12 protein-coding genes and 1 tRNA gene are annotated in these 11,513 nt (G+C 67.5%); 5 read left to right on the forward strand and 8 right to left on the reverse strand.

Annotated elements, in window-relative coordinates; all coding sequences use genetic code 11:
* Positions 1–38: 38 nt before the first annotated feature.
* Positions 39–701 carry a ribonuclease D gene (locus I1E95_RS10745; protein WP_231594568.1) on the forward strand — a complete coding sequence of 221 codons (663 nt, stop codon included), beginning with the start codon at positions 39–41 and terminating at the stop codon, positions 699–701.
* 28 nt (positions 702–729) lie between these two features.
* Here the strand turns inward: I1E95_RS10745 and I1E95_RS10750 are convergent, their stop codons facing one another.
* Both I1E95_RS10750 and I1E95_RS10755 read right to left on the reverse strand, forming a co-directional pair.
* Positions 730–987 carry a hypothetical protein gene (locus I1E95_RS10750; RefSeq protein ID WP_197162189.1) on the reverse strand — a complete coding sequence of 86 codons (258 nt, stop codon included), beginning with the start codon at positions 985–987 and terminating at the stop codon, positions 730–732.
* Between the two features lie 31 nt (positions 988–1,018).
* Entirely contained in the window at positions 1,019–2,305 is a 1,287-nt protein-coding gene (locus tag I1E95_RS10755) for a lipid-A-disaccharide synthase-related protein (protein ID WP_231594569.1), read from the reverse strand.
* Between I1E95_RS10755 and I1E95_RS10760 the strand changes: the two genes are divergently transcribed.
* Positions 2,306–2,376 (forward strand) — tRNA-Cys (locus tag I1E95_RS10760).
* A gap of 39 nt (positions 2,377–2,415) precedes the next feature.
* On the opposite strand, the gene I1E95_RS10765 is transcribed toward I1E95_RS10760, so the two are convergent.
* A complete protein-coding gene (locus I1E95_RS10765; RefSeq protein WP_197162191.1) occupies positions 2,416–2,928 on the reverse strand; it encodes a hypothetical protein in 513 nt (170 codons plus the stop codon).
* Positions 2,929–3,261: 333 nt separating this feature from the next.
* On the opposite strand from I1E95_RS10765, the gene I1E95_RS10770 reads away from it, so the two are divergent.
* Complete coding sequence (locus I1E95_RS10770; RefSeq protein ID WP_197162193.1) at positions 3,262–4,224, forward strand: aldo/keto reductase; 963 nt, start codon at positions 3,262–3,264, stop codon at positions 4,222–4,224.
* Here the strand turns inward: I1E95_RS10770 and I1E95_RS10775 are convergent.
* Positions 4,214–4,927, reverse strand: a complete 714-nt coding sequence (locus tag I1E95_RS10775; RefSeq protein ID WP_197162195.1) for a hypothetical protein — start codon at positions 4,925–4,927, stop codon at positions 4,214–4,216. The genes I1E95_RS10770 and I1E95_RS10775 overlap by 11 nt on opposite strands.
* 88 nt (positions 4,928–5,015) lie before the next feature.
* A complete protein-coding gene (gene purM / locus I1E95_RS10780; protein WP_197162197.1) occupies positions 5,016–6,050 on the reverse strand; it encodes a phosphoribosylformylglycinamidine cyclo-ligase in 1,035 nt (344 codons plus the stop codon).
* A gap of 446 nt (positions 6,051–6,496) precedes the next feature.
* On the opposite strand from purM, the gene I1E95_RS10785 reads away from it, so the two are divergent.
* On the forward strand, positions 6,497–7,054 hold the full coding sequence (locus I1E95_RS10785; RefSeq protein ID WP_197162199.1) for a septal ring lytic transglycosylase RlpA family protein: 558 nt from the start codon (positions 6,497–6,499) through the stop codon (positions 7,052–7,054).
* A 78-nt stretch (positions 7,055–7,132) separates the two neighbouring features.
* The gene (locus tag I1E95_RS10790; protein WP_197162201.1) at positions 7,133–8,725 is read left to right on the forward strand and encodes a bifunctional pantoate--beta-alanine ligase/(d)CMP kinase; all 1,593 of its coding nucleotides are present in this window, start codon (positions 7,133–7,135) and stop codon (positions 8,723–8,725) included.
* 39 nt (positions 8,726–8,764) lie between these two features.
* Here the strand turns inward: I1E95_RS10790 and I1E95_RS10795 are convergent, their stop codons facing one another.
* From I1E95_RS10795 to I1E95_RS10805, 3 genes are read right to left on the reverse strand one after another with little or no spacing between them, the layout of a single operon-like run.
* Positions 8,765–9,265, reverse strand: coding sequence for a low molecular weight protein-tyrosine-phosphatase (locus tag I1E95_RS10795; protein WP_197162203.1), 501 nt, complete (start codon positions 9,263–9,265; stop codon positions 8,765–8,767).
* Positions 9,265–9,933 carry a HEAT repeat domain-containing protein gene (locus I1E95_RS10800; protein ID WP_322782334.1) on the reverse strand — a complete coding sequence of 223 codons (669 nt, stop codon included), beginning with the start codon at positions 9,931–9,933 and terminating at the stop codon, positions 9,265–9,267. Before I1E95_RS10800 ends, I1E95_RS10795 begins: the two co-directional genes overlap by 1 nt.
* 50 nt (positions 9,934–9,983) lie before the next feature.
* The gene (locus I1E95_RS10805; protein WP_231594570.1) at positions 9,984–10,808 is read right to left on the reverse strand and encodes a HEAT repeat domain-containing protein; all 825 of its coding nucleotides are present in this window, start codon (positions 10,806–10,808) and stop codon (positions 9,984–9,986) included.
* Between the last annotated feature and the right edge of the window lie 705 nt (positions 10,809–11,513).

The raw sequence follows: 11,513 nt of genomic DNA on the forward strand, positions 1-11,513 counted from the left end.
CCCCTTTCGGCACGATGGCGTTGGTTGCTCCTGCGCACATGCCCCCGGCCCTTGCCTCAACCCCCCATCGTTTTGCAGTGTTCGAGGGGGATCTCGACGCCGAATGGCTCAGCCTGCTGGCCCAGGCTCCGGCCCTGGCGGTCGACACCGAGGCGATGGGGCTGGTCCATGGACGCGACCGTCTCTGCCTGGTGCAGATCGCCGACCACCTCGACAACGTCTGCTGCATCCGCATTGCCCGGGGCCAGCAGGAGGCGCCGCGTCTGCGCGAACTGATGGAGAGTCCTGCGATCGAGAAGGTGTTCCACTTCGCCCGCTTCGATCTGGCGGCTCTGGGGGAAGGCCTCGGCATCGCCGTGGCGCCCCTGTTCTGCACCAAGGTGGCCAGCCGCCTGGCCCGCACCTACAGCTCCCGTCACGGACTCAAGGAGGTGGTGCAGGAGTTGGTGGGGGTGGAACTCGACAAGCAGTCGCAGAGCAGCGATTGGGGGCGGGTTGAAGACCTGGGCGAGGCCCAGCTGGTGTATGCCGCCAACGATGTCCGCTACCTGCTGGCCGCTCGTCACGCATTGGCCGCCATCCTCGAGCGGGAGGAGCGCCTTGATCTGGCCCGCCGCTGCTTCGCCTGTCTGCCGGTGTTTGCCGATCTCGACCGCAGTCGTTTCGGCTCGGTGTTCGAGCATTCCTCGCAGTCCCGCTGACGGTCCAGGCGATCAGTGATGCCGAGGATCAGTCCTCGACCATGAAGCCGCTTTCGTCGTCTTCGGCGACCAGAAGCGCATCCAGCAGCTGACCCTGGGCCCTGGCCCCCCCCTGGGCCTCCTGGATCATGCGTTCAGCGATGGTGATGCGTTCGCCTGGCGCCCGGGTCCCTTCCCGGGCAGCCTGCTGGTCGACCCGGCGCCGGGCTGCGGCGATGCTCACCCCCAGCAGGGTGGCCAGCTGACCGGTGACGGTGGCGTAGGCCCGGTCGATCGGTGCTGGCATCGGGGACGCGCCTGAGTGAGGAGAAGCCCCATCATCCCTGGGACGGGGCCAGCAGCTGCCGGTCCACCAGGGCCGCCAGCCGCTCGCTGCCGCCTGGGTGCCCCATCCGTCGCCGGCCGATGGCCCCCAGGTGCTGGCGGAGCTGGGCATCCCCCAGCAGTCGCTCCAGTTCGACGGCCATGGCCTGCGTTGAGGTGCAGGTCCGCACCGCTCCCCCGAGCAAGCGGCTCTGGCGCCGCGCAAACCCGCGCTTGAACTGCGGACCCGGCCCCGGCAGTGAGAGCACGGGCACCCCGAGACCGACCAGTTGCTCGGTGGCGGTGCCCGCAGTGGCCAGGCCCACCTCCCCCCAGCCGGCCCAACGATCGAAGCAGCCAGTCCCCAGCAGCAGCAGCCGCTGCTGGAGCTGCCAGGCCGAGCTGCCGCCGCAACCCTCCGGCAGGGCCACCTCGCGGTAGCCCTGGGCGGCCAGGATCGGCTCCAGGTCGTGGCGGCTGGGGCGGGAGCCGGTGGGGCAGAGCACCACCTGGGGCTCTCTTGCCGGCAAGAGAGCCAGGGCCGCCAGCAGCCGATGGGCGTTGGCGAGGGCTTCCGGCAGACGGCTGCCGCAGAGCAGCACGATCCGCCGCCGCTGCCCCAACGGCTCGGGCAGGGGCAACCGTTCAAGCTGATCCATCATCGGGTTGCCCGGCGCCAGCGCCGCCACCCCATGGCGCCTCAGCCCCCTGGCGGTGAGCTCGTCGCGCACCGCCACCAGTCGGGCGCGGCGATCAGCCATCAGGGCCCACTCCCATGGATCCCATTCGCTGCCCTTGCAGCGGTGGTAGCGGTCGGCGAAGGGGGCGCGGCCGGGTCCACTCCTCCAGGTGTAATCACTCTTGGGTGTGCCCAGGAAGCCGTAGGGCGCACCGCTGGCCCAGGCCAGCAGCAGTGGCAGCAGATCCCCTACCGCCAGGATCGGTGCGCCACCGGCACCCCAGCGGCGCACCAGCTGCCACTGGCGCCAGCTCAGGCCACCCAGCCCAGCCCCCAGGTCGCGCAGGAGTGCGGAGACGCTCTGGTTGCTGAAGCCGCCGCTGGGCAGCCTCTGGCGGGGACCCACCCGCTGCAGCCAGCCGTTCTGCTCCGCCTCCCGGTAGGTCTCCCCCTCCCCCACCAGCGGCAGGACCCTGAGGAGCAACTGCGGTTGCCTCTGGTGCAGTGCCTGCAGGATGCGCAGACCGATCAGATCTTCGCCATGGCCATTGCTCAGCAGCAGCAGCCGGGAGTGTCGAGGACGGCTGATACGATCCGCAGCAAGGGGGTTCGCCCCTGACATGGCGGCATGGCCAAGTGGTAAGGCAGAGGATTGCAAATCCTTTACCCCCAGTTCGAATCTGGGTGCCGCCTCTGATCTTCCTCCTGCCGGCGGGCTGCCGGAGGGTTCATTCACAGTTCGGCGGTGGCTGCCCAGCGCTCGCCTGAGAGTGCCTTGGCTTCGCAGCGCACGTCGTTCTTCTGCACCGTGCAGGTGCCATCGGCGGGCCAGGCGCTGGGCAGGCTGGTGGGCAGTCCCCGCTGATCGAAGCCCACTTCACTCACGCTGATGATCTCGGTGCTGAGCGGACCCTCCAGGCGGCAGTGTCCCTCGCGGCAGAGCAGCCCGGGGGCACCGTCCTTGACCACCCCCACGAAGGTGACGAGGTTGCTGGTGATCTCGCCGCTGCCGGGTCCGACAAAGCGGATGTTCAGCAGTCCCTTCTGGTTCTGCTCGAAGCGCAACTCCGAGCAGGGACCTGGGGAGGCCGCAGCGAGGTTGCGTTCGCAGCTGCGGGTGGCGCGATGCATCCGCCCGAAGTCGGTGGGCTGATTCTGATCCGCCTGCACGCCTGGTGCCGGGATCAGCAGGCTGAGCAGGGCTCCGGCCAGCACGATGCCCGCGTGGGGGGGACCAGACCCCACGCAAGCATGGCTTCTGAATGGGCTGGAAGTGGTTCTGACGGCCAAGGGAACCCACGCGCAGGCCCTCCATTGTGGAACCGTCTGGCCCCTGAAGCCCACGGCCGGGAGACGCGGGTTCAGTAGTCCGAATCAGCCACACAAAAGCCCTGACAGCTGATGCCGTTGCTGGAGGTGCGGCCGCAGTGGTTGCACAGCACCGGATCAGCTTGCGGCGGCGGGGTGGTCTGCGGCACCAGTGATGCCGGTTGTGTCACGGGTGCCGGCGACTGGCTCCGGGGCGGCGGTGTCGTCATGCTCCGATCATGGCGAGGTCGCCCATAGCCCGGAGATTCCATGGCGCAGTCCGTCTCGATCGGCGTGGGCACCTGGGCCTGGGGTAACCAGTTGCTCTGGGGTTACCGGCCCGATCTCCACGACATCGCCCTGGAGGCCACCTTCAACAGGGCGGTGGCCCTGGGGCTTCGCTTCTTCGACACGGCCGACTCCTATGGCACCGGCCGCTTCACCGGCCGCAGCGAACAGTTGCTCGGTGGTTTTCTTCAGACCCTGTCCCCTCAGCAACGCGATCACCTGTGCGTGGCCACCAAGTTGGCTCCTTTTCCCTGGCGCCTGGGCCGCCGGGGCTACGAGCGTGCCTTCCAGGCTTCCCGCCAGCGACTGGGCGGCCGACTCGATCGGGTGCAGCTGCACTGGAGTACGGCCCGTTACGCCCCCTGGCAGGAGTGGCCCCTGTTGGAAGGGCTGGCGGATCTCGTGGTGGCCGGTGAGGTGAAGAGCCTGGGAGTCTCGAATATGGGACCCCGACGCCTGAGGCAGGTGCAGCGTCGCCTGGCCGAGCGAGGGGTGCGTCTGGACAGCCTCCAGGTGCAGGTGTCGCTGCTGGCTCCCGAGGCGGTGACCACTGGGGAACTGGCAGCCAGTTGCCGGGAGCTGGGAGTGGATCTGATCGCCTACAGCCCCCTGGCCCTGGGTCTGCTGAGCGACCGGGCCGATCAAGGCTCGCCCAAGGGGCCCCGGGGGCTGCTGTTCAGGCGGCTGCGGCCGAGGATCGGGCCGTTGCTGGCGCTGATGCGGGACATCGCGGCCGAGCACGGCGCCCAGGTGTCTGAGGTGGCCTTGAACTGGTGCAGGGCCCATGGGGCCATGCCGATTCCCGGCCTGCGCACCCCCGAGCAGGCCGAGGCGGCGGCGGCGGCGCTGGCCTGGCAACTCGACGAGCAGGAGCGCCTCGCCCTCGACCGGCAGGCCCTGGACCTGGCGGTGAGGATGCCCGCCAACCCCTTTCTCAGTGATTGAGTGGAGCTGGATCGTGAGAAGGGATCGGGGACCAGGCGGGTTTCGCCGCTGCAGAGGCGCCTGTGGGGTCGGGGGAGAGCACCACAGGCAGAGCACCTGGCCTGATGACGGGAATGCTCACCATCACCGGAGGAGTCGCGCTCAGGGAGCCGCTGGATCCGCTGCCGGCTCCGGCATCCGTGTCACGGCCGTCTGCTCCGGAGCTGTGCTCATCGCAGGCGCTCAGGGCTTCCTGCAGGAGAGAGTCGAATGTGGCACCCGGCAGGCGATGGCGTGAGATTTCCAGGAAGGCCCGGGCCAGCGATTCCCCTGCCGCGGCGAGCAGGGCCGGGTTGTTGCGCCGCTCGCTCTGCTCCTGTTCGATGGCCTGCAGGAAGCGTTCGGTGACGTCCCGCTTCGTGCTGGCCTTGATCTGGGTCTCCTGCTCGGCAGGCTGAAGCGTGGGTAGTTGGTCCAGCTCCTCCAGACGCCGGTTGAGGCTGTCCAGCACCTCCTTCGCTTCTGTGGCCACCCGCGAGAGCTGACCCTCGGACAGCCGGGGCAGATCGGCCAGAAAGACTTTGCCGTGGTCGCGCAGCGTGAGATACGTGGGCCGACTCACGTTTCGCCCCTGGGGGGGAAGGTTCATCCGCCGCGGCGGCTGAACCGGCTGGGGACCCGCTGAACTGCGCCGTCGGGTGATGCGGGTGCTGGAGGTGTGCATGGTTAGGGACGTATGAATTTCCGGGTGCGCTGCCAGCGGTCAAGGCAGCGAAGCCTGGTGCAATCTGCCAGGAGCGGGTATGGGCTGGTCAGTACGGCAAACCCGCCAGGGGCTCCGCTCCGGGGGAGCCGGCCTCCACCAGCCCAAGGGGCCAGGCCTGATGAGCCAGGCGTTCGCACACCTCCAGGGCCAGGGAGACGGCAGTCTCCGGCACCACCAGGCAGAAGCCGACCCCCAGGTTGAAGGTGTTCCAGAGATCGGCTTCCGGCACCTCGCCTTCCTCCTGCAGCCAGCGGAACAGCTCGGGCCGCTCCCAGCTGCTGGCCTCGATCCGGCCATGGGTTCCGGCCGGCAGGCAGCGGGGCAGGTTCTCGGGCAGTCCGCCGCCGGTGATGTGGGCCATCGCATGAAGGGGAACAGCCTGCTGGCGCAGGGCCTTCACCAGGTCGCCGTAGAGGCGGGTGGGTTCCAGCAGCGCCTCAATGACCGGCCGGTCATCGCCGTTCAGGTGTGTTCTCTCGGAGGCGCCGCTGCTGTCAAGAATCCGCCTCACCAGGCTGAACCCATTGCTGTGAACACCACTGCTGGCCACGGCCAGGATCCGGTCGCCAGGCTGCACCAGCCGGCCATCGATCAGGTCCTCCTCCTCCACTACGGCCACGCAGAAGCCCGCCAGGTCGTAGCGGCCGGGTGCGTAGAAGCCCGGCATCTCCGCCGTCTCGCCCCCCAGCAGGGCGCAGCCGCTCTGGCGACAGCCGTCGGCGATGCCTTCCACCACCAGGGCCATGGCCTCGGGCGCGAGCCTACCGGTGGCGATGTAATCGAGGAAGAACAGGGGTTCGGCTCCGCTGGTGATCACGTCGTTGACGCACATCGCCACCAGATCGATGCCGACGGCGTGGTGTCGCCCGTAGGTCTGGGCCAGCTCCAGCTTGGTGCCCACTCCGTCACTGCCGGCAACCAGCAACGGGCGCCGCAACCCCTCGGGCAGCCGGCACAGACCACCGAATCCCCCCAGGCCTCCGAGCACCTCCGGCCGGCGGGTGCTCTCGACGCTGGAGCGGATCCGCTCGACGAAGGCCCTGCCGGCGGCCACATCCACTCCGGCCGTTCGGTAATCCATGGCGATGCTCCTGCTGGGCTGATCCTCATCGCCGCTGATCCTCCGACGCCAGCCGACCGGAGGACGTTCCTGCCGCCATCCGTCTGAAGCGCCGTCCAGCCAACCGGGGGCCTGGCAGGGGCCGCCTGATCGATTGTCACAAGATTTGATCAGTCCTGCTGATGGCAGTCATTGGTGTCACTGATCAATATCCATGGTTCAAGCGGTTCTCTGCACTGTGGCTGACAGGGATTTCTCCGTAGATGACTATTTCTGATCAATTCTTGTGCCCAAGCTGCTCATCGCACTTCCTCGGACTTCCTGTAAGTTTCCGGGGTCGTGATTTTTCATCAGGGACTCCACCACCGGTTTCGCGCTTTCAGCTCTTCCAATCGTCAGCGCGATCCATCAAGTAACGACCCTTCATTCCGAAGACCGTTGCCTACTCGTGGTGGGTTTCGACTGTTATGCGTCGCACTTTCCCCCTGGGGGCCCTTGCCCTCCTGCTTTCTGGCAGCGGCGTTGCCGTTCCTGTGCTTGCCGACTCGGCTCGCTCGGAGTCCGATTCCCGCATGGCCATGGCCCTTCAGTCTGCTCCGGTGTCTGCCCAGCAGTCACCTGAGCCGGTTCAGCCTCCCCAGTCCGTTGCCATCCGCCAGCAGGAAAGCGAGGCACCGGCCACGGAGGCACCCGTCGCACCCACCGCACCGGCCCCCACTCCCCGCCGCTTCAAGCTGGCAGGCACCGGTGAAGCCAGCTGGTACGGCCCCGGTTTCTTTGGCAACCGCACCGCTAATGGCGAGGTCTTCCGCCCCGGCACCATGACTGCGGCTCATCGCACCCTCCCTTTCGGCACGAAGGTGAAGGTCACCAATCTCTGGAACGGGCGCAGTGCCATCGTCCGCATCAATGACCGCGGTCCGTTCCACGGCAATCGCATCATCGACCTGGCCCATGGCGCTGCCCAGAGCCTGGGTCTTGTCGCCAGTGGCGTCGCTCAGGTCCGCCTGGAAGTGGTTCAGTAAGGGCTGAAGGCCTGCACCCCGTCCACCAGGTTCAGCCCATCCGGCATTCTGCCGGGTGGGCTTTCCTCTGCCGCCACCATGCAGCTGCTGCACACCTGTGATGAGTTGCTGCGTTGGTGCAGGCCTGCCGCAGGGGTTCCGGCCCCGGCTCTTCACTTCGTGCCCACCATGGGCGCGCTTCATCAGGGCCACCGCCGTCTGATCGAGCGGGCTTTCGCCCCCCTCTTCCCCTCCGGGCCGCAGCCGCGGGTGCTGGTGAGCGTGTTCGTCAATCCGCTGCAGTTCGGCCCAGGGGAAGACTTCGAGCGCTACCCCCGCGATCCTGGTGCGGATGCTGCTCTCGCTGCTGCGGCAGGAGCATCGGCCCTGTTCGTCCCCAGCGTCGAGGAGCTGTTTCCCGGCGGTGAAGCCGAGCTGACCCGGGTCCTGCCTCCGCCCGCTCTCCTCCAGGGCCTCTGTGCCCGCTCCCGAACGGGCCACTTCGAAGGGGTGGCGACGGTGGTCGCCAGGCTCCTGGCCCTCGTCCGTCCTGACCGTTTGCTGCTCGGCGAGAAGGACTGGCAGCAACTGGTGATCCTCAGGCGGATCGTGGCGGATCTGGCCCTGCCGCTGCGCGTCCAGGGTTGCGCCACCTGGCGGGAGAGCGATGGTCTGGCGGCCAGCTCCCGCAACCGCTACCTCTCCGGGCCGGAGCGACGGCGGGCGGCCTCCCTGCCTGCAGCCCTGGCCCTGGGGCGGAGAGCCTGGGAGAAGGGAGAGAGGAATGCCTCCCGCCTGGAACAGTTGGTTCAGACGGAGCTGGAGCGAGCCAATCTGCCAGTGGAGTATGTGGAGATGGTGGAGGCCCGGCGGCTGCGTCCTCTGGATTCCTCATCGCCATCCAAGGGTCCGCTGCTGCTGGCGGCAGCCGTCCGCTGTGGCCCCAGCCGCCTGATCGATCACCTCGTTCTCATGACCCGTCCCCCGATCGTCGCCATCGATGGCCCCGCCGGGGCTGGCAAGAGCACAGTCACCCGGATCCTGGCCCGTCGCCTCGGCCTGATCTATCTCGACACCGGCGCCATGTACCGGGCCGTGACCTGGTGGGTGCTTCACCACGGGGCGAATCCAGCCGTGGCGGCTGAGGTGGAGCCGCTGCTGGAGGGGCTGGAGCTGAACCTCGACCTGGAGGCCAGCGGCGATCAACAGGTGAGCGTCAATGGCCACGACGTGAGCCAGGCGATCCGTCATCCCGAGGTCACGGCCCAGGTGTCCCAGGTGGCGGCCCACGCCTGCGTGCGCGAGGCGCTCACCCAGCAGCAGCGGGCCCTCGGCGCCCGGGGCCGGCTGGTGGCCGAGGGCCGCGACATCGGCACGGCCGTGTTCCCCGACGCGGATCTCAAGGTCTTCCTCACCGCCACGGTGGCAGAGCGGGCCCGACGCCGGGCCCAGGACCTGGAGCTGAGGGGGTTTGCCGTGCCGCCCCTGGAGGAGCTGGAGGCCCTGATCGCCGAGCGCGACCATCAGGACTCCACCCGGGAGGTGGCCCCCCTGCTCCAGGCCGAGGATGCCGTGGAGCTGATCACCGATGGCCTGACCATCGAGGAGGTGATCACGAGCCTGGTGGATCTGTTCCGTGAGCGCGTTCCCGAGGAGGCCTGGCCAGCACCGGAGGCGGGCACAGCAGCCTGAGTGGCGGAGACCGGTGCTGGGCTCCAGCCAGCCGTCGGCTCATCGTTCCGCTGGCTTCGAGGGGGAGCTGGTGGCCAGCAGGTCGTCGAGCAGGCCGGTGCAGGCATCCTCGAGCAGATCCAGCACCCCCTCGAAGCCAGCGGCGCCCCCGTAGTAGGGATCGGGTACCTCACGAACCCGGTGCTTGCGGCAGTGCTGGGTGATCGGTCTGATCTGGGCCCTGGATCTACGGCCCCGGGTCATGGCCTGGACCGCCGCCAGGTTGTCGTCATCCATGGTGAGGATGTGATCAAACTGATCAAGGTCGGCGACCACGATCTGGCGGGCACGGCTGGGCAGGTGGATGCCGCGCCCGGCAGCCGCGGCTCGCATGCGGGCATCGGCCAGCTGACCGGCATGCCAGTTGCCCGTGCCGGCCGAATCGACACTGAAGGATTTTTCCAGACCACGCAGCTGCAGGTGGTGCAGGAACACCCCTTCTGCGGCCGGGGAGCGGCAGATATTGCCCAGGCAGACGAACAACAGACGGGAGCGCTCCATCAGCCCCCCACCCCGCCAGCGAGGCGGCTCAGGGCAAGCCCGGCCCGCAGTCGCACCACCGGGGTGTCGTCCCCGGGCTCGCCGGCCAGCTTCTGCAGGGCCTGCAGTCCGGAGCGATGCCCAGGCTCTGCTCTGCCCATGCCGAGCAGCAGTCGCTCCAGTCCCACCGCCACGGCGTAGCGGACCACCCATTCGCCATCGCCGCGACCGCCCAGAAGGGCGTCGAGGCAACGCTGCCTTACGTTGATTTGATCGATCTGGGGCAGGGCCTCAAGGCGGAGCTGACCCAGGCCCCGGGCCGCGGCTCGCCGCACGCTGGTCCCGATGTCGCAGGCCAGGGCGCTCTCGAGTAGGTCGAGTCCACGCACGTCGCCGATACCTGCGAGGGCACGCACCGCCCAGGCCCGAGCTCCGTAGTTCCGTTCATCGAGGCTGCCCAGTAGCGGCTCCACAGCAGGGGGGCCGATCGCGATCAACCCATCCACAGCCGCCACAGCGGCGCCAGGATTGTTGAATCCAAGCACTTGGAGCAGGCAATCAATCGCGTCCAGGCCCTCGGGATCGCAGGACGATTCACCCTGATGATCTGCCTTCGCCAGAGCAGCGAGGGCTCCAGCCAGATTTTCGGTCGCCTTCTGCAACCCTTCCGCGCTGTCGGCGCGCTCCACGGCTCTGATCCAGGGCCTGATCAAGCCCAGCCCATCGGCTGCTGTCTTACTCAAAGCAAGTCGTCCATCGCCCGGAGCACAGTCTCGGTGTCAGGGGGGGCTTGGCCCCGTTCCACCAGCCCCCGCAGGGCGATCAGTTTGAGGCTGTTTTCCGCAAAGGTGTCCCGGATCGGCTCGAGCGCCGCTCGCCAACCCACGGCGCCCAGGTCCATCAGGGCGGAACGTCGGACCTGCAGCTGGGGATGTTCAAGCAGTTCGATCAGGTTGTTTCCCCAGCGCCGATCCTGTGTGAGCTGGAACAGGGCCCTCGCGGCGGCGCTGCGGATCAGGGGCCGCTCGTGGGTGGCGAAAGGCTGGATCGCGGCCACCACATCGGCAGCGGCTACGCCGATGTCCCCGAGGGCCTCGATCAGGGCCTCGCAGGGTTCTCGTAACCTCAGGCTGCTGGGAAGGGGTTGCCCGGCCTGATCGCTGGCCAGGCGGGCACAGATCGGCGAAACGGCCTCGCTTGCACGGAGTTCCCCAAGAGCTCGCGCCGCCGCTTCCCTCAGCCCGTCGTCCTCGTCCTCAAGGGCAGCAAGCAGATCGGGGATTGCCTGTGGATCCCCCAGCTTCCCCAGCGCCCGGGCAGCATTGCGGGCCACGGCGTTCTCTTCCACACCGGACGAAACCGCACGGGGCTGACGCCGACGCAAGGCCGCCCGAAGCAGGGGCACTGTCTCTGGATGGCGGCTGCGCATTCGGCCCAGCCACCAGGCGGCGTAGTACTGATGGGATTGATCCTCGCTCTGGCGTAGGCGCTGCAACGCTTCCTCCTCCGAGATGGGTTCGCCGGCTGTGGCCATGGCGGAATCCAGATCAGCAGTGCCAGCCATGGCCCGCACGGTGGAGAGGGGAGCCCTTGATGTTGCCACTGCATCCACCCGGTGGGCCCGATCTCCCCATGCCCTGATGAGCACTCGGCGGCGGGATCGCTTCTTTGGAGCTGGGTCTTGGGAGAAACCGCCGGTATCCGGCTTTTCCAGGCCCATGCTCTCCCTCCCAGCCACTGGGTCAGCAGACGCCTGCTTCGAGGGGCACTGCTTCAACACCTGCCGGGAGAGGGTGCAGATCGCCATTGATGCGAAGACATCCATGCAGACAAACATAGTGGAGAACAGCACTTCGTCTGTAATTGTGGCTTGGTATTGTGGCTACTTACTTGGCTGAACATAGGTGTTTCCGCTTGCTGGCGAGGCTTATGCTCTTGCGGGTAGAAAGGTCAAAGTCTTCTCCTGAATTGCCTGGTCTATCAGCGATCTGGTGAGCATCTTATGCGTTAGGCGCCCCCTACTCGGAATCAGTACCTTTTATAATCTGATGACCATTCTTGTCTAAGACCACCAGCGGGTGGGCCCCACCCAGCCCTTCCAAAAACTGCGTCTACGGGCACTGCAGGCTGATCTGAGCAAGGGGCTTCTCGCCTGCTCAGACATGAGAAGCAGCTCCGCCACCCCAAGCCGGTAGTGCCGAACGTCACCTCCAAAGGTCCACCTTCAGCTGGGCGTTCCTGCGTCCTGAGAGAATCAGGCGATGGGGAT

Source organism: Synechococcus sp. CBW1107, from assembly GCF_015841355.1.
GTDB lineage: Bacteria > Cyanobacteriota > Cyanobacteriia > PCC-6307 > Cyanobiaceae > Regnicoccus_A.

Excerpts from the sequence above, each read along its gene's own strand:
- I1E95_RS10745 (WP_231594568.1), top strand. The coding sequence starts at position 39 with ATGCCCCCGGCCCTTGCCTCAACCCCCCATCGTTTTGCAGTGTTCGAG.
- I1E95_RS10750 (WP_197162189.1), bottom strand. The coding sequence starts at position 987 with ATGCCAGCACCGATCGACCGGGCCTACGCCACCGTCACCGGTCAGCTG.
- I1E95_RS10755 (WP_231594569.1), bottom strand. The coding sequence starts at position 2,305 with ATGTCAGGGGCGAACCCCCTTGCTGCGGATCGTATCAGCCGTCCTCGA.
- I1E95_RS10770 (WP_197162193.1), top strand. The coding sequence starts at position 3,262 with ATGGCGCAGTCCGTCTCGATCGGCGTGGGCACCTGGGCCTGGGGTAAC.
- I1E95_RS10775 (WP_197162195.1), bottom strand. The coding sequence starts at position 4,927 with ATGCACACCTCCAGCACCCGCATCACCCGACGGCGCAGTTCAGCGGGT.
- purM (WP_197162197.1), bottom strand. The coding sequence starts at position 6,050 with ATGGATTACCGAACGGCCGGAGTGGATGTGGCCGCCGGCAGGGCCTTC.
- I1E95_RS10785 (WP_197162199.1), top strand. The coding sequence starts at position 6,497 with ATGCGTCGCACTTTCCCCCTGGGGGCCCTTGCCCTCCTGCTTTCTGGC.
- I1E95_RS10790 (WP_197162201.1), top strand. The coding sequence starts at position 7,133 with ATGCAGCTGCTGCACACCTGTGATGAGTTGCTGCGTTGGTGCAGGCCT.
- I1E95_RS10795 (WP_197162203.1), bottom strand. The coding sequence starts at position 9,265 with ATGGAGCGCTCCCGTCTGTTGTTCGTCTGCCTGGGCAATATCTGCCGC.
- I1E95_RS10805 (WP_231594570.1), bottom strand. The coding sequence starts at position 10,808 with ATGGCTGGCACTGCTGATCTGGATTCCGCCATGGCCACAGCCGGCGAA.